This window comes from bacterium (Candidatus Blackallbacteria) CG13_big_fil_rev_8_21_14_2_50_49_14, assembly GCA_002783405.1.
Lineage (GTDB): Bacteria > Cyanobacteriota > Sericytochromatia > UBA7694 > UBA7694.
Genome location: PFGG01000021.1, coordinates 14,436 through 39,829, shown reverse-complemented (window position 1 = coordinate 39,829; position 25,394 = coordinate 14,436). Strand labels below are relative to the sequence as shown.

The following is a 25,394-nucleotide window of genomic DNA, read 5'->3' as shown; positions in this document are numbered from 1 at the left end:
GCCAAGATGAGTATTGAAACCCGTCGTGCCGAACGTAAGCGCCGCCAAGTTCGTGCACGTAAAAAAATCAACGGTACCGCTGATCGTCCCCGGCTGTCCGTATTCCGTAGCCATCAACATATCTATGCCCAGATCATTGATGATGTGCAGGGACATACCCTGGTAGCAGCCTCTTCGGTTGAACCCGATGTGAAAACTCAGGGTGAGTACTTTGGCAATATCGAGGGAGCGAAAGTTGTCGGTTCCCGGATTGCTAAAAAAGCCCTGGAACTGGGAATCACTCAGGTGGTTTTTGACCGGGGTGGCAATAAATACCATGGTCGCGTTGCGGCCCTGGCTGAAGCTGCCCGTGAAAACGGTCTGAGTTTCTAAGGTTAGAGGAGTAAAGAACGTGGTCAAAAAACAAAACGAAACCGATTCCCAGTGGACTGAAAAAGTAGTCCAGGTCCGCCGTGTGACAAAAGTTGTCAAGGGCGGAAAACGTCTGAGCTTCCGTGTTATTACCATCGTTGGTGATGGTGAAGGACAGGTTGGTGTTGGCGTTGGCAAATCCAGCGATGTCGTTGGTGCCATTCAAAAAGGAATGTCAGATGCCCGTAAGAACCTGATTCAGGTTCCGATCGTGAACACCACCATTCCCCATCCCGTAAATGCTCGCTTTGGTTCAGCCAGCGTCCTGGTGAAGCCTGCCCGTCAGGGTACAGGTGTTATCGCCGGGGGTGCCGTGCGTATCGTACTTGAAGCCGCCGGCATCAAGAACGCTACCGCCAAATGCCTGGGTTCCAAGTCTCCCTTGAACAATGCCCGTGCGGCAATCGAGGGTCTCAAAGAACTGCGGACCATTGAGCAGATCTCCGCTTCCCGTGGCCTGAGTGCAAAAGAAATTGTCTCTGGCCGCCCAGTCTGATAAAGAGGAATTTGTGAAATGAAATTGCAAGATTTATCCCGTAATACAAAACGGGCCAAGCGCAAACGCGTTGGTCGTGGTATGGGCTCAGGTATGGGTAAAACCTCTACCCGGGGTCACCGCGGTCAGGGCCAACGTTCTGGTCCCGAAAAGAAAGCCGGTTTTGAAGGCGGTCAGATGCCTCTTTATCGTCGTCTTCCCAAGAAGAAGCATTTCGTCATGCCTTATCGCTCCAACTGGGCGATTGTCAATGTCGGCCGCTTGAATGAGGTTTTTGAATCTGGTGCCAGCGTTGATTTCGCTGCATTGGCTGACAAAAGCTTGATCGATGGCCGCAGCGACGGTTTGCGTGTCTTGGGTCATGGGGAACTGAGTAAACCCCTGAACATTACTGCCAGCTATGTCACTCCTTCTGCCAAGGAAAAGATTGAAGCCGCAGGTGGTTCTGTCCAGATCGTATGAGACGCGATCAAGCTCTCCGCCCGGAAGTCCTCATGGAAATGTGGCAGGCTTCCGGGCTGAAATTTAAGATATTTTTTACCCTGGGAATGATATTCCTGGTCAGATTTGGCGTTCAGATTCCCGTGAGTGGTCTGGACGCCAATATTATTGCGAATCTCTTTCGCCAGGGCAGTCTGCTCCAGTTTGTCGATTTGTTTGCAGGGGGGGCGTTGGCAAAGTTTTCGATCTTTGCCATGGGCATTCTCCCGTATATCAACGCATCGATTATTATGCAGTTGATGGCAACGGTCATTCCCAAACTCGAGGAGATGCAAAAAGAAGGCGGAGAGGCTGGGCGAAGGCAGATCGCTCAAATTACCCGCTATTTAACCGTTATCCTAGGAACCGTCCAGGCAGTGGGGATGTCTGTCTGGCTTTGGCGCAGTGGCGCAGTTCCCAGTCATCCCGCAACCGGCAGCATGCCGCTTCTGTTCATTATCAATACCGTTGCCCTGCTTGTCGCAGGTACTGTTTTGGTCATGTGGATCGGCGAAATGATGACCGAATACGGCATTGGCAATGGCGCATCCCTCCTGATTTTTATCGGGATCGTGGCCGCTATTCCACAGTATATTCAAAACACGATTGAACTGGTCAACCAGGGAGCCTCGAATTGGTTCTCTGTAGGACTCTTGGTTCTGTCCTATCTGGTATTGCTGGTGGTGATTGTCTATGCTTCTGAGGGCGCACGCAAGATACCCGTGCAATCGGCAAAGAAACAGGTGGGCAACCGCATGTATGGAGGCCGAGGCACCTATCTTCCCTTCCGCATCAGCCAAGGGGGCGTGATGCCGATTATCTTCGCGTCTTCGGTGCTGCTTTTTCCCGCGACAATTCAACAGTTTGCACCCAATGCCAAGCTTTTGAAGACCGTCACGGAATTTTTAACCCAGCAACCGGGTTATGGTGTTTTCTTTACCGGATTGATTTTCTTCTTCTCATTCTTCTATGCCTCCCTGATTCTCAATCCCCAGGAAATCGCCAATAACCTCAAACGCTACGGCAGCTATATCCCAGGCTACCGTCCCGGTCGTCCGACCGCCGAATACCTGGATATGGTTCTGAAAAGAATCACGTTCTGCGGCGCGATCTTTCTGGCTTTGATCGTCATTTTCCCGATGGTCATGGTCGAAATTACTGGGGTCACCACCCTGCAACGCGTTGGCTCAACCGCGATTCTGATCATGGTTGGGGTCGCGATTGATCTCTTCAATCAATTGCAAACCCACCTGCTTGCAAGACAGTATGAAGGATTTACCACATGAGCAAAGGCATTCATCTGATTTTTCTCGGAGCCCCCGGTGCTGGCAAAGGCACCCAGGCGCACCTGATTGCAGAGCGCTTTGAAGCAGCGCATGTCTCGACCGGAGATATTCTCCGTCAGGCTGCCCGCGAGGGCACTGAAATGGGACTGAAAGCCAAATCCTTTATGGATCAGGGCGCTTTGGTTCCCGATGACGTGATCATCGGACTGATCAAGGAAAAATTCTCTGAAGCAGATTTTCCCGCCAACTGGATCATGGACGGTTTTCCCCGTACCCTGGCCCAGGCCGAGGCTCTGGATCAACTGCTGGCAGAAATCGACCTGGGTCTGACCGTGGTTTTGAATATCGACGTGCCCCTGGATCTGCTGATGGATCGTCTGACCTTGCGCAGAACCTGTCGCAAGACCGGCAAGATCTTCAATCTGAAGTTCAGCCCACCTGATGATCCTGAGAAGTATGACCTCTATCAGCGCGACGATGACAAACCGGAATCGGTTCAGAACCGCCTGAAGGTCTACCAAGACCAGACCCAACCCCTGATCGCCTATTACGAGAAGACCGGCAAGCTGGTCAATATCCACGGTGAACAGGATGTGGCCCTGGTAACGGAAGAAATTCTCAAGGCCATTGAAGCACATCGCTGATTTTTAAAAACCCATTGCAAAGCCCCTCGAAAGATTTCGAGGGGCTTTTGGTTTGTCGACTTGTCCCAGATCATAGTTTATCCCAACCCCATCCCTTATGATCAAATTGAGATTTCAGAAAGGACACTTCAAACCATGAAAAAAGCGCTCTTACTCACCCTGTCCGCCCTGCTCAGCACAGCCCTGCTCACCGCCCCCCCTGCTCAGGCCTCTTCGATGCCCAAGGCCGATGGCAGCCATTCTTCGTTTGCGATTGGGATTGGCCCCAGCGCAGCCCTGGATCTGGAATTATTCCCCCGAACCACCTTGGGCGTCTCTGCTGGTTTGCCCTTTCTTGTCAATGGCTGGACCGACCTCAGCAGCCGCTATGACCTGCGTCTAATGACCAATCTCTACCATGATCACCACTATTACCACGATGGAGGGTTTTCCCTGAGTCTCATTCTGGGGGTTTGGGGAGACGCCAATTTCCGTGATCTGACCGTCTCCCGCTGGCTGGGGATTGAAGTGGGGCTGGCCATGGCCTATCGCTTCAACGAACATCTCACAGCCAGAGTTAATTTGGTGCCGGGTTATAATTTCTTCAACGGAAATCTGAATCAGTTGGTCTTTCAGAATTTTTTCCCGCCCGCAGCAGGGGCCGAAGTCGCCTGGCATATCAGCCCCAATTTAGAAGCCACCCTGGGCTATAACGGTCAGGGAGATATTCTCGGGTTCCGTTTCAAAATTTAAGCCCTCGCCTCAGCAAGGTGCTCTCAAAACAGGGCTTGAAGTTAAACACCACATACTGTGGGGCAAAGCCCAGGTTGCAACCTGGGCTTGAAAAAGAGCGTTGCCCAGCAAAACCCGATCTGGCTGGTTCAAAAGAGGAGAGGCTTCAGGTGGCAGCAGAATGGCCTGAAGATCTTTCCAGATCTGGCCACCCAGCTCAAGCCGGGGCAGGGTCAGGCGACTGAAACCCATCTCCTGCCCGCCAAAGCCCCCGCCCTGGGCTGCCCCTTCGGGGGTCAAACCAAGTTTTTTTGCCAATTCGGCTGAAAAAACCAGGGCCGCATTGTTGCCAGTATCCAGCAAGGCCCAGGGAATCGTCTCGCCTCCCAGCCTCAATTGCTGGTGCAAAACGGGCAAACCGGGCTCAAAAGTCTTCAACTCAAAGACCTCAGCCCCCACTTCGGGTTGCCAGCATTCAGGTTCGATCAAGCGCAGAATTTTGGCAGGATAATCAATCTGCACCACCCAATCCGCCAGCAGAGGAGCCCCCAACATCAGGTCAAAGGGGATGGGGCCCACCAAGGGATCACAGAGGGCCTCCAGATTTCTAAACACCGTCTGCCCCAGCCACAGTTCTGGAATTTCAGCCCGCTGGGTTTCAGAAAGCCCAGCCACCCCTTCTGAGCTTTCGGTATGTCCCGTCAGCCAGTTCTGGGCCTGGCCCAGCTCTGTACGCAGCACATGGGGCCAGGCAAAGGTATCCAGGGTCAGTGTCACTGTCTGTCCCTTTTGAAGCCGCCCCTCAAAAACCAATAAATGGTGCTCAAAGCGAAAGGGAATTTCAAGTGCGTTCATATGAGACCTCGCTCAGGGTTTTAAACATCACATAACATAAACAGGAGGCCGAGGCTGTGATTCAAATCTTAGAAAGCGAAAAAGAGAACGTGGCCTGGGTCGTTGAGCAACGCCAGGAAAAGTCTCCCGATCTGGGTGATAAGATTCCTTTCATTCAGGCTCAAAAATCCTCTGGCAAGCAGGAAGGCCGCCAAGAAGGTCAATTAGAAGGCAGGCGCGAAACTGCCCGGCAGACATTGTGCCCTTCATGGTTATGAAGGCCGATGGCATGCCCCTTGCCAATATCTGCCGTTATACCGGCCTGAGCCCTGAAGGAGTGGCTGGGCTTTAAAGGATTAAAAAGTTCAGCCCTGCCAGTTCAAAGAATAACTTGGTTTAAAAGGGTTCATTCTATTAGATAGAGGTACAAACCGCAGGCCCGCTGGGGGTGTCGGGCCGCTTGCACTGCACATCGTGTGCAGTGCAAACTAAGTTCCGCTCCACCGTTTGTGCCATCCTGGCGCGGTGTCGCTCCAGTTACCCGCCACTCCCCAGGGGCTCTGCTGGCTTTCTCTTTCCATCATGTGCTTGTCAAAGTTTGCCCTTACTTACAGATTTAGATCCGCCAGGTCAATCCGTGGCCCGGTTTGGATCTGGGCGGGTTCAGGCCGGGGCCAGATCGGCTTGAAGGTATCTTTATGCACCCCCGTAAACTTGTGCTTTTTGAGAATATCCACAAAGCGCTGGCCGAGAAAAATAATTCGATGCCCTGGATCCTGCTGAATATCTTTGAAGACCAGCAGGTCTTGAATATTCTCAGAGATAAATTCAAATTTACTGCTTGAAATTGAATTATACGGCTGACCCGGCTGGTAGCGAGAGTCAAGCTTGGAAACAGCCTCTAAATCCATCGCCTTCACCAATTTGGTGACATGATAAAAGTAATACTGCGAGGGGGCATCTTGCACATCGATTGGGTAAAGTCGCCCATATTCCAGCAGTTCATCGCCAAAGACATCAACCACATGCTGATTGAACCAGAGAAGGCCAACACCTCCAAAAGCAAAGTCGCTAAATTTACCTGAATGCAAAAAATAAGGCAGAATTCGGATTTCTTGCTCATGATCAAGTCGATGAACACTAACAGCCTCAATATAATTCCAGTCCTCTAACCATGAATCTCTCTTCAATCTCTGAAAACCAGCACGACGTGGAGGTTGCGAAAGCCAATAAACCTTTGTTAAGTGACTCATAACCCTAAACCTCCCAAATCCACCTTAAATGCATTGCCACTTTGTGAAATCAGATTCTGTTCTTTCAAATGCTGTTTAATTTTACTCAATTTATCTCGAACCTTGTCACAGTCAATGCTTCCATCAGGTTTCTCTACATTACTCTTCTTAAATTTATCTAAAATCTGCATAATATAAGCGTCAGGATTATCTTTTTGATAGGTTTTTGTCTGGTTATGACTGGGGGTATCCATACATGCCCCATTGTCTGGCAGATCGATGTCTATATCACAGGCTGCCATAATTTGATGTACATCATTCATCCCATCATAATTCAAGGGAATGACATGATGTGCTTGTTCATAGCCACTACGAATGGATTTAATTGGATTGCCGTTTGCATCAACCAGCTTTGCTGTGGGGTGATAACTGGAGTCGGCACACCTTTCATCGGTAGCTTTGAGATTCTTTGTCAACGCCCTCGTTAAGCCGAACACCATTGTATTTTCAGTCATTTTCAGATGAGCAACCCCTGTGCGCCAGACAACAGAAGACTCAATTTTCACCTGCTAAACTATCCCACATGAGCAAACAAAACGCTGAACAGATTCCTTGGGATGATGCATTTAAGCAATTGATGCGTGAAACCCTCAGCACACTCGGACTTGAGGTGATTGAAGATCCCAAACTCGGCAAACTGCCCCTCAAGGCAGATCTAGTGATTATTTCGCCTCAGGATCGCCAGGGAGAATGGAAAACCCACCCCCTCTGGAAACACTTAAGCGATCAGAATCTACTTGAGTTCAAATCGATTGCCGATCCGCTTAAACCAGGAGATTTTGAAGTGTTACTGGCCTATACCCTGCTCTACCGGGTGAAATTCAAAATTGGTTACAGTGATCATCTCAGTTCCTGGCTGGTACTGCCTTCTTTAACCCCCACACTGAAACAGGCTCTCAATCACTACCAGATTAAGCTGCAGGAAATTCTACCCGGTTTCTGGCAAGCCCAAACCCTGTTTCCCTTATTTGTTCTGGCCTATAACAACCTGCCTGCCGAATTGCCCTATAGCCAACTCAAACTTTTTATCAAGTCAGGAAAAGCCTTACAAGAAATCTTCAAGCACGTGTTAGAATCAGAACAAAGGGCCGATTGGCTCGAAGCCATGCTCACAATCATGGAATTGGTTCATCCACAAGATACAGAGGAGGTGCTGCTTCAGATGGGATTAGCCGCTGAACGTCAATCATTGCGTCAAACGATGCTGGAACTGGTTAAAGACGAGGTTGAAGAGCGCCTACAGCAGACAAGGCAAGAAAGCCGTCAGCAGGGGCGGCAAGAAGGTCGCCAGGAAGGTCAATTAGAAGGCAAGCGCGAAACTGCCCGGCAGATGAAGGCCGATGGCATGCCTCTTGCCAATATCTGCCGTTATACCGGCCTGAGCCCTGAAGAAGTGGCTGGGCTTTAAAGGGTAAAAAGTTCAGCCCTGCCAGTTCAAAGAATAGCTTGGTTTAAAAGGGATCCTTCTAAGTATGATAATAAAAAAGATAAGACTTTGTTTCTCATACAAAATTACTTATGCCTTATACTTTTGTGTACTATTTGGTTGCCTACCAATGGGAACTTCGGTGAATAAACCGTTTCCGTCTACTTCATCAAGTAGTGTTCAAGCTAGTCAGAATGAAAAAGATACCATGATCTCTTCATGTCAAATGAAGCTGGAAGTGGGGCGTGTAAAATTTGTGAAACCGGGCTCCTATGATACAGCCAAAACTTTTGAGCTTTACGTTGATGCCAATAATTGCATTCCTCAAAATGAAGGGTTGCAATATCAATATTATGTCGAAGGGGCAGATTATTCCCCATATCGTGTCGGACCGGTTCAGTTGAATTCAGTAGCACAAATAAATGATTTTTTAAATAGACTGGACTTATGTTCTGTTCCTATTCAAGGAACAAACATAAAGTATGCGGTCTATGCAGAAGCTATTCTTAGCAGGAACAAATCTGTGATTCGTAGTAATAAAGTAACTTTAGAGACTCTACCTGATGAATTTGGTCAGTGTGGTTCCCAATTTGGTGCTCCTATACCTTATCCCAATACTTCAACTGATACTCAGTCCAATGGTTATTGCCCTCCTGATGGAGGTGGGTTAGCTGGCTGTTATGATAAATCGATAAAAAGTGATAAATGAAGGTAAGTGTATGAAAAAATTGAGTTTGTTCCATCTACCTAAATCATTTCACAAAAGAAAACGGACAGAGAGTCACACCCTGACGAAAAGCCCACCTTTCAAGGTATGATAGAAACAGCAAGGATTTCAAGCGTCATATTGGAGGTGCGCCATGTCAGACCCAGGAGCCGCCCTCTCAGAGGGAGACTTTCAAGCCCCAGAACAACTCTCTGCCTATGAACGGGCAGGCTTGGAAGGCAAAGATCCCCGCTGTATCCCGATCAAGATCGACAGTCCCCTTCCGATTGGGGACGAAATTGAAGTGCCCAGCTATACCCCTGATCAACAGGCCGTTTGGCAATACCTGCTGCAACGGCAGCTTGAGATCTTACCCGGCCGGGCCTGTCAGGCCTTTCTAAAAGGGCTTGAAGCCCTCAAATTGCCCCCCGATCGGATTCCCAGTCTGCCCGAACTGAGCAAGACCCTCGAAGCCACCACCCAATGGCGCGTGGCCCGCACTCCCGGTTTGCTGCATGAGCAGGATTTCTTTGAATTGCTGGCCCAGCGGGTCTTTCCTTCCACAGATTATATCCGCGAGCGACATGAACTCGACTATACCCCTGCGCCCGACCTTTTTCACGATATCTTCGGGCACCTGCCCATGATCACCGAACCCGATTTCGCCGACTTTTACCAGCGCTACGGTCAGGCCTCGCTCAAAGCCACAGGCCTGAAGCGCCGTCAACTCGAAAGTTTTCATTGGTTTACGGTCGAATTTGGCCTGGTGCGCGAAAAGGGCGAACCCCGCATCTACGGCAATGGCATCGTCTCGTCCTATAAAGAGACCTTTCATGCCCTCGGCCATGAGGTCAAGCTCCTGCCCTTCGACCCTGAAGTCATGGGAGATCACCCCTACGAGGTCTGGCATTTGCAGCCTGTGCTTTTTGTGGTGGATTCCTTTGAAGCGCTGAAAGAGGGCTTTGAAAACTGGGCAGGCGGAAAACTCGGCTTACTCTAAGGCTCAGGCTTCAAAGCGTTTGAAGACCAGGCAGGCATTGTGGCCGCCAAATCCCATATTATTGCTGAGCACCGCCCGCACCTGCATTTTGCGGGCCTGACCGGGCACGTAATCCAAATCGCATTCGGGGTCTGATTCCTCAAAATTGCGCGTGGGATGCACAATCTGCTCACGCAGGCTCATCACTGAGGCAATCGCCTCAATGCCCCCCGCCGCACCGAGCAAATGCCCGGTCATAGACTTGGTCGAACTCACCACCAATTGGCTGGCCGCCTCGGCAAAAACCTGATGAATGGCCTTGGTCTCGGTGATATCGTTGAGAGGGGTGGAAGTGCCATGGGCGTTGATATAATCTATCTCAAAGGGGCTGAGAGCCGCATCTTTCAAGGCAATCTGTATGGCCCGCACCAAGCCTTCGCCATCGGGAGAGGGTGCGGTAATATGGTAGGCATCGCCCGTCATGCCAAATCCAGCCACCTCGGCCAGGATTTCAGCGCCACGGGCCTGGGCATGGCTCAGGGTTTCAAGAATCAAAATCCCCGAACCTTCTCCCATCACAAAGCCATCGCGCTGACGGTCAAAGGGGCGGCTGGCGTGTTCAGGATCGTCATTGCGGGTCGACATGGTCTTGGCCGAAGCAAAACCCGCCATGCTCAGCGGCGTAATCGCGGCTTCGGTTCCGCCTGTAATCATGGCCTGGGCATCACCGCGCTGCAAAATTCGAAAGGCATCGCCAATCGCATGCGAGGCTGAAGCACAGGCTGTCACCGGACAATTATTCGGCCCCCGTGCACCCGTCTGAATCGCAACCTGCCCGGCTGCCATATTGGGAATAAACATGGGAATCAAAAGCGGAGAAACCCGATGGGGGCCTTTTTCAAGCAAAATCCGGTGCTGATCTTCAATTACCTGCATGCCGCCAATTCCACAGCCCAGGCTGACCCCAATCTGATCGGCATTGCCTGCATCGATTTTCAGGCCCGCACGCTGCAGCGCCTCAAGAGCTGCCCCTACAGCAAACTGGGTAAAAGGGGCCATGCGCCGGGCTTCTTTGTGTTCAATCCAGGCATGCACGTCAAAATCTTTGACCTGACCCGCAATCCGGGTTGGAAAGCCGGTGGTATCAAAACGGGTGATGGTGCTGATGCCATTTTCACCCGCCAGCAGATTGCGCCAGAAATCAGGCAGATTATTGCCCAGAGGCGAGATCACACCCGCCCCTGTCACCACCACACGCTGAAGACAAGGCTCAGGCATGCTGTTCAATATAAACCAGGGCGTCGCCCACGGTGCGGATCTGTTCGGCCTTGTCATCGGGGATATCGATATCAAAGGCTTCTTCAAGCGACATGATCAATTCGACGGTGCCGAGCGAATCAGCTCCCAGGTCATTGATAAAATTGGCGTCGGGAGTCACCTGACTGGCTTCTACCCCCAGTTGTTCCACCACAATGCTGCGGATCTTTTCGAGAATTTCGTCTTTACTCATCACTGCTCTCCTTATAAACTCTGCGCTTTATTTCATCACCATGCCGCCATCAATATTGATGGTCTGGCCGGTCAGATATTGGCAACGTTCCGATGATAGGAATAATACCATTTCTGCCACCTCATCACAGCGCCCAAATCGCTGAAAAGGTATTTTTTGGATCACTTCAGCCCGTTTGGCCTCAGTCAGGCCATCGGTCATTTCAGAATCAATATAGCCAGGGGCCACTGCATTGACCGCAATGCCACGTGAAGCCAGCTCAAGTGCCACACTGCGGGTAAAGCCCAAAATCCCCGCTTTGGTGGTGGCATAGTTGGTCTGGCCTTCATTGCCAATTTGACCCACCACAGAAGAAAGATTGACGATTCTGCCACTTTTTTGACGCAGCATAATCTTGGCCGCCCGTTTGGTGCAATGAAAAAGTCCGCGCAGATTGGTCGAGACCACGTCGTCCCAATCGGATTCCTGCATGCGCAGCAACAATCCATCGCGGGTGATGCCGGCATTGTTGACAAGAATATCCAGCCGCCCCCAGCGCTCCATGATTTGATCAAAAAGCGCCTGAACCTGCTCCGCCTGCGAAATATCCGCACGAATACACAGCGACTCCCCGCCCCATTTTTCTGCAATCAGGGCCTGCACTTCGCGGGCCGCTTCTTCATGAGAAAAATAATTGATCACCACACGGGCCCCGGCTTCGGCAAGCTTGAGCACGCAAGCACGGCCAATCCCCCGTGAACTTCCCGTCACCAGTGCGACTTTTCCTGACAGTTCAGCCATCGTTTTCTTCCTGTAAATGATTCCTGTCCAGTATACTCTCACTGCCTTGACTTGGGACAGACTCAAAACAATGCTAGAATATTTATTTGTCACGCCCTGTGACAAGAGCAGAGACGAAGATAATACAAGGCACAACCCATGGTAAAACACTGGAAAGAACTCTCCCTCGGCGCATTTATTCTGAGCGCGGGCATTTTACTCGCATATATGTCGCTGACCCTCGGCAAATTTCAACTGGGTGACTCCACCAAAGTCAAAGCAGTTTTCAACAGCGCCTCAGGTGTCGTCAAAGACGCCCCCGTGATGATGGCCGGCATTGAAATTGGTCACGTTGAAAAAATGGAAGTTCAGGCTGGCAGAGCCCTGATGCATATGATCATCAAACCCGATGTCAAACTGCACAGCGATGCCCGGGCCGAAATTCGTTCCAAAAGTTTATTGGGTGAAAAATACATTGCCGTCCTGCCCGGTTCTGACAGCGCCCCCCTGATGCAGAGTGGTGAAGAAATCAAAGAAACCATGACCCCCGTGGATCTGGATGAAGTGCTGAATCACCTCGCTCCGGTCCTGACCAAACTCGATCCCGATGATCTCAATACCCTGCTGCATACCTTCGCCGTGGCCGTCAAAGGCAAAGAACGTGAAATGGGCGATCTGATCAAAGGCTCTTCAGTACTGATGCGCACAGTCAGCAATAACGAAACCGAACTCAACCGCATGATCAAAAATCTCGACGGTGTTTCCGCTCAGGCCAACCGTCTGCTCAGCCGCAACGGCAACTCCATCGACAGCATTATCGCCAACCTGCGCGTGGCCAGTGCCAGTCTGGGCAAAGATGCACCGGGCCTGCTCAAAAGTTTACAGGCCGTTTCAGGAGAAGTGCACAGCATTACCGGGCCCCTCAGCGAAAATGGCCCCCAATTGGCCAAGCGTATTGATTCTATCAGCAAAAATGCAGCTGACTTTACCGACACGCTCAGCCGCCATCCCGATCTGATTCCCAACCTGAATGCCACGCTTTCAGAGGTTCCGCCCCTGCTGCGCAAAGCACCGGCCACCCTCGACCGCCTGCCTGCGGTTTTGGATCAGCTCACGCCTGTGCTGGGCAATGCGGATAAGCTGATGGGCAAAGTGGGCAACAGCCTGGATCGGCTCGACCCTGTGCTTGAAAACGCCAACCAATTGCTGAACGAGAAAAAGATCCGGCAATTGCTGCAGGATGAAGGCGTCAAAGTCAATATTGAAAAGCTGAAACTCTTTTAGCATGTTCAGAATCGGTCTGACCGGCGGCATTGCCACAGGCAAGTCCGTCGTTGCCCAAATGCTCGAAAAACAGGGGGCTTACGTTATCGATACCGATCTGCTTGCCCATCAGCTGATGGAACCCGGTCAACCGGTTTACCAGGCAGTAGTAGAGGCCTTTGGAACAGAGATTCTCAGCGCCCCAGGCGGCCCGATTGACCGCCGCATTCTGGGAGCCCGTATCTTTGCTGACGACAACCTGCGTGAGCAACTCAACAGCCTGGTGCACCCTGCCGTAAAAGAAGCCCTGCATCAGTTGGAGACAGCGATCCGCGCGCAGGAAAAAGACAGAAATAAAAATTATCTGCTGGTGTTCGTTATTCCCTTGCTCTATGAGGTGAATATGGCCCATTTTGTCGATAAAACGATTGTGGTATACTGTCCTGAGGCTGTTCAGAAAGAGCGCCTGATGGCCCGCAATGGATTCACGCCAGAAGAGGCTGAAATCCGCATCAGAGCGCAGTTATCGATAGAAATCAAGGCAGAGAAAGCCGATGAAGTGATCGATAACAGTCGAGACCTTGAAAATACACGGGAACAGCTAAACTGGATTTTAGGTGAACTGAAATGGGATCGATATACCGCCTCTTAACAGCCGGCTTGCTGGCAACCAGCGCTCTGGCTGCTCAACCGGTCCAGGCTGAAGAGCAGACAGCTCCCCCCAGCACGTATTTGGTCGACATCTCCGCTTCCCACTGGTGCTTTGATTGCGTGGGCAAAATCGTCAATGAAGACCGCCTGATGGGCGGTTATACCGATCATACCTTTCGAGGCGACTGGAAAGTCAGTCGTTTTGCCCTGGCCTCAATTGCCAATAAACTCTTGAACCAAATTCGTTTGGGCTATGAAATCAAGATCCAACCCGATGTCAACCCCGAGCGGCCCGTTCCTGCCTTGCCTGAGCACTGGGCCTATCCCTATGTGCGCACCCTCTTGCAGGAATACAATCTGGCCGGCATGATGTTTACGGCAGATGCCCCCAATGGCGATCTGCCCATCTCCCGCAAACACGTGGCCTATGTGCTGAGTGAACTGCTGATGAAGGCCGAAGCCACCTCGGGCCAGCAGATCGAAGAAAAAATCCGTCTGGTACAAAAAGCCCAGGACGTAGAGTCGCGTTCAGCCTTTTCTCCGTATATCGAGGCAGCACTGAACCGCTACCAGTTTATGAATCTCTACCATGACCATACCTTCCGGCCTGAAGCCCCGGTCAGCCGTTATGAACTGGCTGCAGCACTCTGCCGCATCAGCGATCTGCTCAAAACCCGTCTTGCGAAAGCCCCTGAAGCCAACGCCAAAACGGCCGCACAGTAAATTTGATGAACGGCAAAAACCGCCAGGATATCCGAGCTGGTTTAAAGGTTCAAATCGTGCTCAAAAAAGACCAGCGTACCGGCAAACTGACCGAGGGCATTGTGCAGGATATTCTCACCAAATCAGGCACACACCCCCATGGCATCAAGGTCAGACTCACCAATGGAGAAGTGGGGCGCGTTCAGGTCATTGGCTGAATGCGCCTGAGCATCATCATCTGCACCTCACCCGGTCGGGCTGAAAATCTGGGCTATTGCCTGGAAATGCTGACGCGCCAAAGCCTGCCTGCCCATGAAATTTGGGTGGAAGAAGATGGTCAGAGCGATTCTCAAGCCTGCGCAGAACGCTTCAGCTCCCGTCTGCCCCTGTGCTACCACAGCCGTCCCCGTGATTTCTGTGTGGCCCGCTCCCGTAACCAGGGAGCCCGTCGGGCCAGAGGGGATTTTCTGATTTTTCTCGATGGCGATATTCTGCTGCAGCCCCAGGGCCTGGAAGCCTATGCCGCCCATTTTCAAGCCCACCCCCAACTGCCTTTTTTTGGCTATGTGGGGCATCAAACCCCGTGGATCGCCCCTTCTTATTTTTTTCCTGAAAAAAAGGTCTTTGCTCAGGATTTGCGTTTTATCTATCACCAAAACAGCTTTCAAGTGCTGCCCAAATGGGAAGAAACCCCCCAGCTCTTCGCCTGGAGTGGCAATTGTGCACTGCCCCGCAGCCTGTTTGAAGCGGTGGGCGGTTTTGATACGGGTTTTCAAGGGCCTGGCTGGGAGGACGTGGATCTGGGCAACCGCCTGGTCAAAGCAGGGTTCCGACTGGGCTTCAGCCTGGATGCCTGGGCCGAGCATCTGCTGCATGCACCCGGCCCACCGGCTCCTTTGCAAAAGGCGCGCAACCGGGCGCGGGTGGGGGAATTGGCACAGGCGCAAGCCCCCTTGCTTGAGGCCCCCTCCGCGCTTTCAGGCTTGGAAAACGTTTTAAAAACCCATTACCTGCCCAAGGGCATCACAAACAAACCTTAGGCCCTGGCAAAGCCCTTCAATGCGCGTGCTTCGATCCGCCCCGGCAGGGAGGAGAGGGCAAAGCCACTTCGGCACGGGCCGCCCATTCTGAAGGGGTAAACAATTGCAGTGAAAGCGCGTGAATCGGCTGGCCAATCAAATCTGCCAAAAGGGCGTTGATCTGGCGATGGCGGGCCACCCGGTTTTGCCCTTCAAAGTGATCCGATACGGCAATCACCTTGAAATGAGAATCGCCAGCTGGGCCACTGTGTTTGTGGCTTTCATTGAGTACTTCCAGGTGCAGGGGGGCCAGGGCCTCGCTCAATCTGGATTCTAAGTCGTGTTGAACCTGCATATCAGGCCTCCTGTAGAAGATATTCCCAGTATAGCAAGCTGCCACCCCCCCCAGGACAGTGGTATCATGAGTGAAATCCTCAACAAAGGCTTTTTAGACCATGAACGAACTCAATCGCCTGATCCCCGAACGCAACGACCGCGTGATTGTGCCCTATGTTTTTGAAAACACCGCCCAGGGTGAGCGCGGCTATGATATTTTCTCACGTCTGCTCAAATCACGGATTATCCTGCTTGGAGACGAAATTGACGAGCCCCTGGCCAATGTGATCATCGCCCAGCTGCTCTTTCTCGATGCCGAAGACAATGAAAAGGATATTGCCCTGTATATCAACTCACCAGGTGGGATTATCACCGCAGGTTTCGCCATTTACGATACCATGCAGCATATTAAAAGCCCGGTTTCCACGATCTGTATTGGCCAGGCTTCCAGCATGGGCGCCTTTCTGCTGGCGGGGGGTGAAAAAGGCAAACGCATGTCCTTGCCCAATGCCCGCATCATGATTCATCAACCCCACGGGGGAGCCGGTGGACAGGCCACGGATATTGAAATCCAAGCCGCTGAAATTGTACGCCTGCGCAACCGTCTTAACGGTCTGATGGCGTTTCATACCGATCAACCGCTTGAAAAAATCGAAGCCGATGTGGAGCGCGATTTCTTCATGTCACCCGAAGAAGCCTTGGAATATGGCCTGATCGACAAAGTTGTCGAACGTCCTCCCCGCGCTTAAAGCCGTGAGCAATCCGCAAATCACCGCCAGCCGTCTGATTCAGACCCGGTATCCAGATTGTCTGGCGGCCTTTCTTGCGGGCAGCATTGTTCGGGGAGAGGGCACAGCCACCTCCGATTTGGATATCGTCATCGTTACCCATTCAGAACCCGATGCTCCCTATCGCTGTTCTGAAATGGTAGGGGTTTGGCCGGTTGAGTTCTTTGTGCATACCCCCAGCTCCCTGGAGGACTATTTCACCAGCGATATTCAAAGGCGAAGGCCGTCTTTGGTACAGATGTGTTTTGAGGGGCTGATTCTGAGCCAAAAGGATGATCAAGCCGAAACGATCAAACAAAGGGCCTTTGAACTGCTTGAAAAAGGCCCACCCCCACTGAGCCCCTCAGAAGAGACCCGTGCACGCTACTATCTGACAGATCTACTCGACGACTTTCGCGGTTGCGAAAATCGTGAAGAAAACCTACAGATTGCCCCGCTTTTGGCGCAACATGCAGCAGATTTTTACCTGGCCCAACAATCTGCCTGGAGTGGCCAAGGCAAATGGCTCTGGCGTGCCCTGCACAAAGCCGCACCAGATCAGGCCATTCTCTTGCAAACAGCCTTGGAAAACTTCTATTGTCACAACCAGAAAAGCCCTCTAATTGATTTTTGTACCACCCTGCTAGAAGCTGCCGGTGGCCCGCTTTTTTCAGGTTTTGATAGCCGCAAACTCTAAATTTTCATAAAATTCTGCTTAATTTCAGGTTTGACCGTGTATAGTAGAGTCAAATCTGGCAGGGTATTCACCTGCCTGCCCGTTGCGTAACGGGATACAAGCAGATGTTGAAAATTCATGGGAAAGCCAATGATGACACAAACCCGAACTGTTTTGGGTAAATACGGGCTGAAAGAAGAAATCGGCCGAGGTGGCATGGGGGTGGTCTATAAGGCCGAGGATCCTGCCCGGAAGACAGAAGTAGCCATCAAAGAACTGCAACTGAACGCTTCCGATCAAAATGCTCAGGAAATGATCGATCGTTTTCGCCGAGAGGCCCATACCGGCGGCCTGCTCAAACATCCTGGCATTGTCAGTGTGATTGAAGCGGGGGCTGAAGCCGATCGGCATTATCTGGTCATGGAACTGCTCAATGGCCAAACCCTGAAAGATATTCTCGCCCATGGAGAAGCTTTCAGCGAAACCACCCTACTCGATCTTTTGATACAGAGCTGTGAGGCCTTGGCCTATGCACACCAGGCAGGAGTCGTACACCGCGATATCAAACCCGATAATATTTTGATTACTCCCCAGCACCAGATCAAAATCATGGATTTTGGCATTGCCCGCATGAATACCAGCGAACACTTCATGCTCCAGACCCAGGCGGGCACCATGCTGGGCACCCTCTCGTATATGTCGCCCGAGCAGCTTCAGGATTCAGCCATGGTCGATCACCGCGCAGACATCTTTTCTCTGGGCGTGGTCTTTTACGAGATTTATACCGGCCAGCTGCCCTTTGAAGGCGAAAGCATGGGCAAAACCATCATGAATATTCTCTCTCAAGAGCCCACCCCTCCGCTCAGCCACAACCCCAAGCTCAGACCTGAGCTCAATACCCTGATCCTGCGCATGCTGCACAAACGACGGGGAGAACGCTACCAGCAAATGACAGACGTGGCCAACGATTTACGTCAATTGCTGCAAAAAATTGAAAGTGGTGAAAGTGCGGGCTTGGCCCCTGGTCTACCCCGCCCCGATGCCAGCGTCTATCTCAAGCGCCCTACCGGCCAGGTCAGAAACCGCTTGACCTCTGAAACCCGAATCGGCGGCGCACTCGCCGATCTCAGCCCCCAAACCAATCCGTTTATGGGCAAAATGGAAACCGTTCTACAGGCCGAAGGACTCGCTTCTGAAAACGGACGCAAACCCTTGTTCTTCAGTGACCGGCCCCATGGCCTGAGCCTCGAAGTTCAACCCGATTGGAGCGAAGCCTGGCTGAGTCTGGATCCTCTCTATGCCATCGAAACCGCCACTCATGAAGCCATTCATTCATTTTTAGAGCGCACAGGCATTGTCTCTGGCCTGCTTCAGGAGCCGATTGAAAAAGCCGCCCAACAGGGCTTTCTTGAACGCGAAAAAATAGCCCAGGGAGAACCTGTTTGCCATGGCCAAGATGCCTGGCTGGAATACCTGATCCCAGACATTGATCAGGGCCCTGCAGAATCAGAAGACGGTTCGGTAGATTTCAGAGAATTGAATCTGCTCGTTTCAGTTCCAGAGGGAACTCCCCTGATGCTTCACCATCCTCCCACTGAAGGCCAAGCCGGTAAAGATATCTGCGGAAAAGCGCTCCAGCCCCGCAAAGGGCTTGAAAAACGTCTGCTCGAAGGCAAGGGCACAGCTCTTCACCCCGAAAACCCACATCTGCTGGTAGCAACCCAAGCAGGAAAACCGATCCGGGGTGCTCAGAGCGTGCGGGTTGAAAATCTGATCCACCTAGATGAAGTCGGGGTCAAAAGTGGCAATATCTGCTTCGATGGCTCTGTGGTAGTCAGGGGAAATGTACACAGCGGTTATCGGGTCGAAGCCGGGGGCGATATTCTGGTGCAGGGCTCCGTTGAAGATGCAGTGCTTGAAGCGGGCGGAAATATCCAGATTCTGGGCTCTGTTTTTGGCAACCAGAAGACCCAGCTCAAGGCCAAAGGCACAATTCGGGCCCATTTTATTCAACAGGCCCAGGTAGAATGCCAGGGCAGTTTGTGGGTCTGTGAAGGCCTGCTCCACAGCCAGGTACGCAGTATGGGGCCCGTTTTGGTCGGCATCAATGATGGCAAAGGTCAGATCAACGGGGGGCAAATCAGCTCGGCGCATTTAATCAAGGCCCGCATCCTGGGTTCGCCCTCCAGTACCACCACCACCCTTTATATTGGCGTGGATCCCATCGTCGAAACCCGCTTGAGTGATCTGGATGAAGAGCTGAAACTGAATAAACGCAAACTCGAAGAAAATATCAAAGCTTTGATTTATATCCGCACCCAGGCCCGCGATCAGGTAGAGCGCCAGAAAGAACTCGAAGCTGAACGCACGGCCCTGATGGTGGAGGGCAATACCCTCACCGACGAAGTCCAGTTTTTACGTGAACAGATTAAGCTTTCCCAGCAACCGCTGCAGTGCCGGATTCTGGCACTGGAAAAAATCTTCGCAGGAGTACGTTTTAATTTTTCAGGGGCTTTGCGAACGCTGGATCAGGATCAAATCGGCCCCTTGCAGGCGCGCTGCCTGCAAGCCCAAAATACACGCAACCGTGAAGTCAGTATCGAATTCTGCCAGGAACGCACCCTTGAGGAACCCCTTATTCCGTCGCTACCGGCTTAAGTTCTGGAGCAAGGTCAGCAGGCTCAGGAGTGGGGTTCTCTATGTTTGTGGCTTCAGCGGGTTGCCCACCGATAATATTTTTTTCAAGCCAATTGGTGGTTTGATCCATCACCACAATTTTGGCTCCTGATCCTTCCAGTGCGAGGGTACTCAAACGTGAAGAAGCAAAAGCGGCAACCATTCCAGCCGCCTCGGCCGTACCTGCGGGTGCGCCCATAGCCGTTGCCGCTGAAGATGCAAGTTTTTGCCCCAGATTTGAAGCAGTGCTCATCACCACAGCTCCCAGCGCATCACTGGTGACTGCACCGACAGCCTGGGTCACGGTTTTTTCTCCCGAAATCACGGCCTGAAGATTGTCTTTGCCAGAAGATATCATCGGCACAATCGTAGAAACCGCCATCCCCTTCAAGAGAGGCTGAGGGGCAACAGGCACAGGCTCAGGTTCAGCAAGACTTTTGTTTTTGATGGCCTGCAAGGTCAGCAGGGTTCCTTTTACGATCGCGTCGCTCTGTGTTAGAACCTCTTCATGCACCGGAGCAGCAGGCTGTTCGGGTACTGTGTTCTTTGCTTCTTCAGAGGGTTTTCCCTCGTCAGGAGCTTTTGCATCTGGAGAGGTCTTCGCTTCTACGGGTTTTGCAGGCATTTCAGCCGCTTTCTTTTTCGTCTGCTCTGCGGGGGCTACTTGAACGGGTTTCGGGGCAGGGGGAACAGCCTGGGGAGCAGGAGTATCCAAGGAAGCATCCACAGCAGCGGCGGCCTCTGCGGGTACCTGAACAGGCTCCGCAGCACCGCCTGTCACAACCTGATTGACGATATTCCCGACTATTTCAGTGGTGGCCTTGACCACAGGTTTTTCGCCCTGAACCATGGCTTGAAGGGGGTTTTTACCAGAATTGGGCTTGACTGGATTCTCAACCAAGGGCAGATTGGGGCTGGCTTCCCCTTTTTCAGAGCTGCCAGCTTCTGAAAGAGCCAATTTTTCCTGGGGGGCAATCCCTGGGCTGACTTCCTTCAAAGCCTCAGAAGGGCTTGCGGTGAATTGTGCCTCCTGATTCAACGCAGGTGTTTTGATCAGCTGACCCGGCAAGTCAATCGGTTCAATTTGTACAATCTGGGAAGAAGATGAAAAAATCTTCATTGAGAATCCATAAACCTCTGTGTCAGGAGCTAGAAGTATTATACCCAAGGATCAGGGCCAGCTTGCTTAGAAACCAAACCCTTCACGCAAAGCCATGCTCAGTTCTGCCATCGGATCAGACCAATCTCCCGCCAGACTTTGCCTGAAAATCCGCAGCCGGGGATACCAGTCAAAATCACTTCCCCGTTCGGGCCAAAGCCAATAGGCTGGCTCAGGCAGAAGTAAAAAAACGGGTTTCCCAAGTGCCCCTGCCAAATGGGCAATGGCGGTATCGGCACTGATCACCAGATCCAATGCGGCCATTGCACGTGCCGTATCCAACCAGTTCTCAAAGCTTCCAGCCAGAGAAAAAAGCCCAGGGTAAAGCGCAAGCTCAGGTTCTTCTGGCCATTGCAGACTGAAAAATGCCAGTTCCGGCAAAGCCTGAAATACGGGTATGAAAGCCGCCAAGGGAATCTGTTTACGCGCCGCCATGCGCTGTGCCGTGGGCAAGGGTTGCCGTTCAGGCAGTTGACCATGCCAACAAAACCCCACGCGCGCGCGAAAAGGCACCTCCAAAGGAGCCCTGTTCAGGGGTTCGACCTGCAGATAGGGAGGGGGGCAATCCAGAGGGCGCAACCCCAGCAAAGCAGGTAAATCAAGCAGAAGACAGGCCTTGTCATAGACCGGCAGAGGTGCCTCTAAGGAAACCGTTTCCAAACCCGGCATCGTTTCCAGCAAGGGAAGCAAAGTCTCAGAACCCCGAAAATACACCTTTTTCGCCAGGTGAAGGGCGGGGCGTAAAAATCTTGCAAAAAGCAGCATATCTCCCTGCCCCAACTCTCCCTGAACCAAAAGCGTTTTGCCACGCAAGCTTTCCCCCTGCCAAGTGGGTTGGAGAATTTCACCCCGGTAGCCCTGGGTGAATTTTCGCCAGCCTAAACGCTGAAAACCGCTTTCCCATTTACTCTCAGAAAGATCAAGCAAGCCCAGATTTAACTGCGCTTCAGCGTGCAAAGGCTGAAGTTTCAGACATTCAAGATAGGCGGCACGGGCCAATTCTCGTTCACCCTGCTCCTGAAAAACACTTCCCTGACCAAAGCAGGCATCTGCCAATTCAGGTAGAAGCACACGCGCCTGCGCAAAGGCGCCTAAAGCGGCTTGAAAAAGCCCCTGATCCTGCCAGAGAACCCCTTGCTGCGTCAGCAGGCGGGCTCTCTGTGCTTTGCTAAAACAGGAAGCAGACAAGGCTTTTTGAACGATCTGCTCGGCTGCTTGCCAGTTTTTTTGTCTGCGCAAAATTTCCAAGATTCCCAAAAGCGCCTCATACTGAAAAGGTTCACGCTGCAAGACCTCCCACCAGGCCCCCCAAGCAGCCTGCACCGTTCCCCATTCAGCCTCAAGCTGCCCCAAGCCCAACCAGGCCAGCCAATAGTCAGGATCGCAAACCAAAGCCTTTCGATACGCACTGCGGGCTAGATCCGGCGCCTTGCTTTCCGCCCTAAAATGACCCAAATCGCAATACAGAACAGCGGCTTCAGGCGCAAGTCTCAAAGCCTGGTGCAAAGCTGTCAGTGCAGCTTCAGACTGCCCGCCCCGCTGATAAATCAGGGCCAAAAGCCGCCAGCCCTCAAAATTTGCGGGTGCCTGAGCCAATCCCAAGCGGCAGGTTTGCTTGGCCTGTGCCAGGGCTCCCTGCTGAAAAAAATCCAAGGCTTTTTCAAAATAGGCAGCCCCTCTCATGGTTGAAAATACAGAGCATGCTCATAAAACCAGCGGTGGATGGGTTCACAATAATGCTGCGAAAAAGCGTGAATCAAGCGTTGACGTTCAAGTGAGCTTGCCCTTTGCGCCTCATAAACAGGATGCCCATCAAAGCCAAAAGAAACCACCAGCGCAGAACGATCCTGAACAATCTCAAGCCCTTCGGTCGAAAAACGCGCATACTGCTGAAGATACAATCCATCCAGAGTTGGAAAATAACTTTCAAGCTCACTGAGACGATAGGGCAAAGGACGATGCAAATAAAGGGGATGCAAATGAAAGGCCTGCACGCAAAATCCCCCCTCTGGCAACCAGTCTGCGCTCATAGCAGGTTGAAGAGCAAACTGCTCGGCATCCCAGAAACAGTCACGGTTATAGGCATGCATATGCTGAATCAGAAGCTGAACCAACTCAGATCCGCTTAAAACCAGTTGGTTTCCTGCTTTTTTTTTAAGCAACTGAGGTCTGACCGTTTCATAATGCAAACGCAACCCGAGCGCAAAGACAGCGCTCAGCTCAGCTTCAAGCAGGCCCGCCAAGCCATGCAAGGCCTCAGACGAAAGTATCAGGTCGGGCGTTAAAGGCATCACGGCATGGCCAGCTTCTCGCGCCTCGGCAATCGCCGCCTGGTAAGCCAGACTGGAACGGTAATAATGACGAACTTCCAGCGGTTTATCCAGGGGATCTGCTGGCAAAGGGCGAAATAAAAATGAACAGTTGACAGGCCATTCCCACTGATTGATAACAGAGGCTATTACAGCCGCCTCTTCTGAAACAGTCCAAAAAATTAAACGGGTAGGGGTCTGAGCCGACCAAAAGGGAAGATTGCCTGGCGCCAGCAACGAAGGCAGCGTGAAGTTGAGCAGAAGCGAAGTGTGAAGATCTCCCCAAACAGGAAAGACCAAATCTGTGGGTAAAAAAGGACCCACTGAATTTAATGCCCCAAAATATTCCGAGCAAAACCTGTAACTGAAGTTTCTATCTGCTGTTTGGCGCCCTGGCGCTCAAAGATCCATTGGGTCGCCTGATCGGAGGTCAGGCCTGCAAACAGACCAATGCTCATCACGGCAGATTCGGGCAGCCCCAAACGCCCCAGTACCAAAGTAGAAGTTTCTTTTCCCAAGGTCAGCGCACAACCTGCCAAAAGACTCGTGACCGCTTCACTACTAAACGCCCCGGTTGCCTCAGACAGTGTTTTTTCACCTTTGACCAAGGCTTCAAGCTGACTGTGGCCTGCACAAAATAGGCGGGTGGTGCCTGTTAATAAGAGCGTTTGAGAAGTCACCGGCTGCAGCATGGTTTCAACTGAATTATTGGCCAGTGCTTCTTCAATTCTCTGTGTGGTGGCCACCGAGCCCTGAATAAAGGTATCTGCCTTTTTCAAAATCTGTTCATGCGACTCAGCGGTCGAAGCCTTAGAGGGCTTTGGACTCTCCTGAGGATTGATCCAGGTAATCTGACTGGTAGGTTTTAAAAAAGGCAAAGCGAAACTCCTGAGAAAATGAGTTGTCTCAATTACAAGTATAGAACTTGATCGCAAAAGCTTGCCAGAGCACCCCTTGCGATTTCAGTGAAAATCTATTCTGCCCTGCCTTAAAAATCTTGCCCACAGAGCCGCTCTGGTATACTGAAGACTGTTGAGAGTCCGCAATCCAAAGCCGACTTAAGCAGAGCTTTTAACCAGACAGGAGATTTTTCAATGACAGTTCAAACCCCCTTCCAGGATCTGACCGACGCCCTGACAGTGGCCAAACGTGGCCTGAAAAAAGACGTGGAGGGTTTGGTCAATCTGCTTCCAGAAGGCGGCTTTTACTTCTCTCTGGCACGCTCATTGGGGCTTCCCGATCATGAAACGGCTCCTGCCCCCGAAGCAGCCGTCAGCAGCCATATGCTGCAACACCCCGAAGGTGGCGTTTATGTCGCCCTCTTTACCCGGGCTGAATTTGCACGCAAAGCCCAAGCTGAACAGGGGTGGCTTGCAGACAGTGGCAAAGCAGAGGTTTGCCCCCTGCCGGCCCGCAATGCCCTTTACTATACCATGCAGCTGATTCTCAACAATGAACAGGTCATTGGCGCCCTGGTCAATGCCTATCAAGACAACGCCATTGAACTGAATATTATGGAGCTGAAAAGCCTGTTTGAAGGCGTTCCCGTTCCCTTTGAAGGCTACGCCCACAATGTGCCCTATGAAGAGGGCGAAAGCATTATGATTCGTCTGGCTGATATGTCAGATGTGCCCGGTTTTACAAACACGGTTCAAGGTTTTCTGAGCGCCAATCCGGGCATCAAGCACTATGAAATGGTTGCGCTTTTTGACGAGCAGCGCAATATGCAGCCCTATCTGGCGATTAATTTTCATACTGAAATGCCCGAAACACAATATGGTGAAATTGCTGCAGGTTTTGTCAAATATTTGCGTGAGAACCTCGATCTGCCAGAGCGCCTGGAAGTCATGTTCAATCAAGAGTTCCCTGGGTTGATCTGATGAAATATCTGCACACCATGCTCCGGGTCCGCGACCTGGAGCAGGCGCTTGATTTTTTCGTGAATAAGCTGGGGCTCCAGGAAATTCGCCGCAGCGACTATGAAAAAGGGCGCTTCAGTCTGGTCTTTTTAGGCCCCGCACCAGATCAGCCCGTGATCGAACTGACCTGGAACTGGGATCAGACAGAGCCCTATTCGCTTGGCCGGTTTTTCGGCCATGTGGCCTTTCAGGTAGACGATATCTATGCCACCTGTGCACGCTTAGAAGCGCAAGGGGTCACGATTCACCGCCCTCCCCGCGATGGGTATATGGCCTTTATTAAATCGCCAGACGGACATTCTGTCGAACTGCTCCAGGCCGGCAATCCCCGGCCTCCGGCAGAGCCTTGGCTTTCAATGCCCAATACCGGCGAGTGGTAAACA

31 protein-coding genes are annotated in these 25,394 nt (G+C 51.8%); 20 read left to right on the top strand and 11 right to left on the bottom strand.

Annotation, left to right across the window (positions count from 1 at the left end):
- The first annotated feature begins 6 nt into the window (after nt 1-6).
- The 6 genes from COW20_04860 to COW20_04835 all read left to right on the top strand — a co-directional run bounded on the left by COW20_04860 (nt 7) and on the right by COW20_04835 (nt 4,049).
- Nucleotides 7-372, top strand: coding sequence for a 50S ribosomal protein L18 (locus tag COW20_04860; GenBank protein PIW49732.1), 366 nt, complete (start codon nt 7-9; stop codon nt 370-372).
- Between the two features lie 19 nt (nt 373-391).
- Entirely contained in the window at nt 392-907 is a 516-nt protein-coding gene (locus tag COW20_04855; GenBank protein PIW49731.1) for a 30S ribosomal protein S5, read from the top strand.
- 18 nt (nt 908-925) lie between these two features.
- Nucleotides 926-1,369, top strand: a complete 444-nt coding sequence (locus COW20_04850; protein ID PIW49730.1) for a 50S ribosomal protein L15 — start codon at nt 926-928, stop codon at nt 1,367-1,369.
- The gene (locus COW20_04845; protein PIW49729.1) at nt 1,366-2,673 is read left to right on the top strand and encodes a preprotein translocase subunit SecY; all 1,308 of its coding nucleotides are present in this window, start codon (nt 1,366-1,368) and stop codon (nt 2,671-2,673) included. Before COW20_04850 ends, COW20_04845 begins: the two co-directional genes overlap by 4 nt.
- Before the next feature lie 8 nt (nt 2,674-2,681).
- Nucleotides 2,682-3,317 carry an adenylate kinase gene (locus COW20_04840; protein PIW49813.1) on the top strand — a complete coding sequence of 212 codons (636 nt, stop codon included), beginning with the start codon at nt 2,682-2,684 and terminating at the stop codon, nt 3,315-3,317.
- 135 nt (nt 3,318-3,452) lie between these two features.
- Nucleotides 3,453-4,049, top strand: a complete 597-nt coding sequence (locus COW20_04835) for a hypothetical protein (protein PIW49728.1) — start codon at nt 3,453-3,455, stop codon at nt 4,047-4,049.
- Nucleotides 4,050-4,058: 9 nt separating this feature from the next.
- Here COW20_04835 and COW20_04830 read toward each other — a convergent pair whose 3' ends face one another.
- Nucleotides 4,059-4,883, bottom strand: a complete 825-nt coding sequence (locus tag COW20_04830; protein PIW49727.1) for a hypothetical protein — start codon at nt 4,881-4,883, stop codon at nt 4,059-4,061.
- A 56-nt stretch (nt 4,884-4,939) separates the two neighbouring features.
- On the opposite strand from COW20_04830, the gene COW20_04825 reads away from it, so the two are divergent.
- Complete coding sequence (locus COW20_04825; GenBank protein ID PIW49726.1) at nt 4,940-5,140, top strand: hypothetical protein; 201 nt, start codon at nt 4,940-4,942, stop codon at nt 5,138-5,140.
- A gap of 330 nt (nt 5,141-5,470) precedes the next feature.
- Here COW20_04825 and COW20_04820 read toward each other — a convergent pair whose 3' ends face one another.
- Nucleotides 5,471-6,115, bottom strand: coding sequence for a hypothetical protein (locus tag COW20_04820; protein PIW49725.1), 645 nt, complete (start codon nt 6,113-6,115; stop codon nt 5,471-5,473).
- A complete protein-coding gene (locus COW20_04815; protein PIW49724.1) occupies nt 6,112-6,660 on the bottom strand; it encodes a hypothetical protein in 549 nt (182 codons plus the stop codon). The genes COW20_04820 and COW20_04815 overlap by 4 nt, the downstream gene beginning before the upstream one ends.
- Nucleotides 6,661-6,677: 17 nt before the next feature.
- On the opposite strand from COW20_04815, the gene COW20_04810 reads away from it, so the two are divergent.
- From COW20_04810 to COW20_04800, 3 genes are all read left to right on the top strand, one after another.
- A complete protein-coding gene (locus COW20_04810) occupies nt 6,678-7,562 on the top strand; it encodes a hypothetical protein (GenBank protein PIW49723.1) in 885 nt (294 codons plus the stop codon).
- Nucleotides 7,563-7,788: 226 nt separating this feature from the next.
- A complete protein-coding gene (locus tag COW20_04805; GenBank protein ID PIW49722.1) occupies nt 7,789-8,289 on the top strand; it encodes a hypothetical protein in 501 nt (166 codons plus the stop codon).
- 151 nt (nt 8,290-8,440) lie between these two features.
- Nucleotides 8,441-9,286, top strand: a complete 846-nt coding sequence (locus COW20_04800) for a phenylalanine 4-monooxygenase (GenBank protein ID PIW49721.1) — start codon at nt 8,441-8,443, stop codon at nt 9,284-9,286.
- 3 nt (nt 9,287-9,289) lie between these two features.
- Here COW20_04800 and fabF read toward each other — a convergent pair whose 3' ends face one another.
- From fabF to fabG, 3 genes are read right to left on the bottom strand one after another with little or no spacing between them, the layout of a single operon-like run.
- Complete coding sequence (gene fabF / locus COW20_04795; protein PIW49720.1) at nt 9,290-10,543, bottom strand: beta-ketoacyl-[acyl-carrier-protein] synthase II; 1,254 nt, start codon at nt 10,541-10,543, stop codon at nt 9,290-9,292.
- Entirely contained in the window at nt 10,536-10,775 is a 240-nt protein-coding gene (locus tag COW20_04790; protein PIW49719.1) for an acyl carrier protein, read from the bottom strand. Before COW20_04790 ends, fabF begins: the two co-directional genes overlap by 8 nt.
- 27 nt (nt 10,776-10,802) lie before the next feature.
- A complete protein-coding gene (gene fabG / locus COW20_04785) occupies nt 10,803-11,555 on the bottom strand; it encodes a 3-oxoacyl-[acyl-carrier-protein] reductase (GenBank protein ID PIW49718.1) in 753 nt (250 codons plus the stop codon).
- Nucleotides 11,556-11,693: 138 nt separating this feature from the next.
- Here fabG and COW20_04780 point away from each other — a divergent pair, with 138 nt between their 5' ends.
- Genes COW20_04780 through COW20_04760 form a run of 5 tightly spaced genes read left to right on the top strand, consistent with a single transcriptional unit; the run spans nt 11,694 to nt 15,190 of the window.
- Entirely contained in the window at nt 11,694-12,818 is a 1,125-nt protein-coding gene (locus COW20_04780) for a hypothetical protein (protein PIW49717.1), read from the top strand.
- Between the two features lies 1 nt (nt 12,819).
- The gene (locus COW20_04775) at nt 12,820-13,449 is read left to right on the top strand and encodes a dephospho-CoA kinase (protein ID PIW49716.1); all 630 of its coding nucleotides are present in this window, start codon (nt 12,820-12,822) and stop codon (nt 13,447-13,449) included.
- On the top strand, nt 13,425-14,171 hold the full coding sequence (locus COW20_04770; GenBank protein ID PIW49715.1) for a hypothetical protein: 747 nt from the start codon (nt 13,425-13,427) through the stop codon (nt 14,169-14,171). The genes COW20_04775 and COW20_04770 overlap by 25 nt, the downstream gene beginning before the upstream one ends.
- 5 nt (nt 14,172-14,176) lie before the next feature.
- Nucleotides 14,177-14,368, top strand: a complete 192-nt coding sequence (locus COW20_04765) for a hypothetical protein (protein ID PIW49714.1) — start codon at nt 14,177-14,179, stop codon at nt 14,366-14,368.
- Nucleotides 14,369-15,190 (top strand): hypothetical protein, encoded by an 822-nt coding sequence (locus tag COW20_04760; GenBank protein PIW49713.1) that lies wholly within the window; start codon nt 14,369-14,371, stop codon nt 15,188-15,190.
- 16 nt (nt 15,191-15,206) lie between these two features.
- Here the strand turns inward: COW20_04760 and COW20_04755 are convergent, their stop codons facing one another.
- Nucleotides 15,207-15,524 carry a transcriptional regulator gene (locus tag COW20_04755; GenBank protein ID PIW49712.1) on the bottom strand — a complete coding sequence of 106 codons (318 nt, stop codon included), beginning with the start codon at nt 15,522-15,524 and terminating at the stop codon, nt 15,207-15,209.
- A gap of 142 nt (nt 15,525-15,666) precedes the next feature.
- Here COW20_04755 and clpP point away from each other — a divergent pair, with 142 nt between their 5' ends.
- The 3 genes from clpP to COW20_04740 all read left to right on the top strand — a co-directional run bounded on the left by clpP (nt 15,667) and on the right by COW20_04740 (nt 19,606).
- Entirely contained in the window at nt 15,667-16,254 is a 588-nt protein-coding gene (gene clpP / locus COW20_04750; protein ID PIW49812.1) for an ATP-dependent Clp endopeptidase, proteolytic subunit ClpP, read from the top strand.
- Complete coding sequence (locus tag COW20_04745; protein PIW49711.1) at nt 16,229-16,969, top strand: nucleotidyltransferase domain-containing protein; 741 nt, start codon at nt 16,229-16,231, stop codon at nt 16,967-16,969. Before clpP ends, COW20_04745 begins: the two co-directional genes overlap by 26 nt.
- 117 nt (nt 16,970-17,086) lie before the next feature.
- The gene (locus tag COW20_04740; protein ID PIW49710.1) at nt 17,087-19,606 is read left to right on the top strand and encodes a hypothetical protein; all 2,520 of its coding nucleotides are present in this window, start codon (nt 17,087-17,089) and stop codon (nt 19,604-19,606) included.
- Here COW20_04740 and COW20_04735 read toward each other — a convergent pair.
- From COW20_04735 to COW20_04720, 4 genes are all read right to left on the bottom strand, one after another.
- The gene (locus COW20_04735; protein ID PIW49709.1) at nt 19,584-20,744 is read right to left on the bottom strand and encodes a hypothetical protein; all 1,161 of its coding nucleotides are present in this window, start codon (nt 20,742-20,744) and stop codon (nt 19,584-19,586) included. The genes COW20_04740 and COW20_04735 overlap by 23 nt on opposite strands.
- A 66-nt stretch (nt 20,745-20,810) precedes the next feature.
- A complete protein-coding gene (locus COW20_04730) occupies nt 20,811-22,466 on the bottom strand; it encodes a hypothetical protein (protein PIW49708.1) in 1,656 nt (551 codons plus the stop codon).
- Nucleotides 22,463-23,416, bottom strand: a complete 954-nt coding sequence (locus COW20_04725; protein PIW49707.1) for a hypothetical protein — start codon at nt 23,414-23,416, stop codon at nt 22,463-22,465. The genes COW20_04730 and COW20_04725 overlap by 4 nt, the downstream gene beginning before the upstream one ends.
- Nucleotides 23,417-23,421: 5 nt before the next feature.
- Nucleotides 23,422-23,970, bottom strand: a complete 549-nt coding sequence (locus tag COW20_04720; GenBank protein PIW49706.1) for a hypothetical protein — start codon at nt 23,968-23,970, stop codon at nt 23,422-23,424.
- 216 nt (nt 23,971-24,186) lie between these two features.
- On the opposite strand from COW20_04720, the gene COW20_04715 reads away from it, so the two are divergent.
- Both COW20_04715 and COW20_04710 read left to right on the top strand, forming a co-directional pair.
- Nucleotides 24,187-24,972 carry a hypothetical protein gene (locus tag COW20_04715; protein PIW49705.1) on the top strand — a complete coding sequence of 262 codons (786 nt, stop codon included), beginning with the start codon at nt 24,187-24,189 and terminating at the stop codon, nt 24,970-24,972.
- Nucleotides 24,972-25,391 (top strand): lactoylglutathione lyase, encoded by a 420-nt coding sequence (locus tag COW20_04710; protein ID PIW49704.1) that lies wholly within the window; start codon nt 24,972-24,974, stop codon nt 25,389-25,391. Before COW20_04715 ends, COW20_04710 begins: the two co-directional genes overlap by 1 nt.
- The last annotated feature ends 3 nt before the right edge of the window (nt 25,392-25,394 follow it).

Excerpts from the sequence above, each read along its gene's own strand:
- COW20_04860 (PIW49732.1), top strand. The coding sequence starts at position 7 with ATGAGTATTGAAACCCGTCGTGCCGAACGTAAGCGCCGCCAAGTTCGT.
- COW20_04850 (PIW49730.1), top strand. The coding sequence starts at position 926 with ATGAAATTGCAAGATTTATCCCGTAATACAAAACGGGCCAAGCGCAAA.
- COW20_04845 (PIW49729.1), top strand. The coding sequence starts at position 1,366 with ATGAGACGCGATCAAGCTCTCCGCCCGGAAGTCCTCATGGAAATGTGG.
- COW20_04835 (PIW49728.1), top strand. The coding sequence starts at position 3,453 with ATGAAAAAAGCGCTCTTACTCACCCTGTCCGCCCTGCTCAGCACAGCC.
- COW20_04830 (PIW49727.1), bottom strand. The coding sequence starts at position 4,883 with ATGAACGCACTTGAAATTCCCTTTCGCTTTGAGCACCATTTATTGGTT.
- COW20_04820 (PIW49725.1), bottom strand. The coding sequence starts at position 6,115 with ATGAGTCACTTAACAAAGGTTTATTGGCTTTCGCAACCTCCACGTCGT.
- COW20_04810 (PIW49723.1), top strand. The coding sequence starts at position 6,678 with ATGAGCAAACAAAACGCTGAACAGATTCCTTGGGATGATGCATTTAAG.
- COW20_04805 (PIW49722.1), top strand. The coding sequence starts at position 7,789 with ATGATCTCTTCATGTCAAATGAAGCTGGAAGTGGGGCGTGTAAAATTT.
- COW20_04800 (PIW49721.1), top strand. The coding sequence starts at position 8,441 with ATGTCAGACCCAGGAGCCGCCCTCTCAGAGGGAGACTTTCAAGCCCCA.
- fabF (PIW49720.1), bottom strand. The coding sequence starts at position 10,543 with ATGCCTGAGCCTTGTCTTCAGCGTGTGGTGGTGACAGGGGCGGGTGTG.
- COW20_04790 (PIW49719.1), bottom strand. The coding sequence starts at position 10,775 with ATGAGTAAAGACGAAATTCTCGAAAAGATCCGCAGCATTGTGGTGGAA.
- fabG (PIW49718.1), bottom strand. The coding sequence starts at position 11,555 with ATGGCTGAACTGTCAGGAAAAGTCGCACTGGTGACGGGAAGTTCACGG.
- COW20_04780 (PIW49717.1), top strand. The coding sequence starts at position 11,694 with ATGGTAAAACACTGGAAAGAACTCTCCCTCGGCGCATTTATTCTGAGC.
- COW20_04775 (PIW49716.1), top strand. The coding sequence starts at position 12,820 with ATGTTCAGAATCGGTCTGACCGGCGGCATTGCCACAGGCAAGTCCGTC.
- COW20_04770 (PIW49715.1), top strand. The coding sequence starts at position 13,425 with ATGGGATCGATATACCGCCTCTTAACAGCCGGCTTGCTGGCAACCAGC.
- COW20_04765 (PIW49714.1), top strand. The coding sequence starts at position 14,177 with ATGAACGGCAAAAACCGCCAGGATATCCGAGCTGGTTTAAAGGTTCAA.
- COW20_04760 (PIW49713.1), top strand. The coding sequence starts at position 14,369 with ATGCGCCTGAGCATCATCATCTGCACCTCACCCGGTCGGGCTGAAAAT.
- COW20_04755 (PIW49712.1), bottom strand. The coding sequence starts at position 15,524 with ATGCAGGTTCAACACGACTTAGAATCCAGATTGAGCGAGGCCCTGGCC.
- COW20_04740 (PIW49710.1), top strand. The coding sequence starts at position 17,087 with ATGGGAAAGCCAATGATGACACAAACCCGAACTGTTTTGGGTAAATAC.
- COW20_04735 (PIW49709.1), bottom strand. The coding sequence starts at position 20,744 with ATGAAGATTTTTTCATCTTCTTCCCAGATTGTACAAATTGAACCGATT.
- COW20_04730 (PIW49708.1), bottom strand. The coding sequence starts at position 22,466 with ATGAGAGGGGCTGCCTATTTTGAAAAAGCCTTGGATTTTTTTCAGCAG.
- COW20_04715 (PIW49705.1), top strand. The coding sequence starts at position 24,187 with ATGACAGTTCAAACCCCCTTCCAGGATCTGACCGACGCCCTGACAGTG.
- COW20_04710 (PIW49704.1), top strand. The coding sequence starts at position 24,972 with ATGAAATATCTGCACACCATGCTCCGGGTCCGCGACCTGGAGCAGGCG.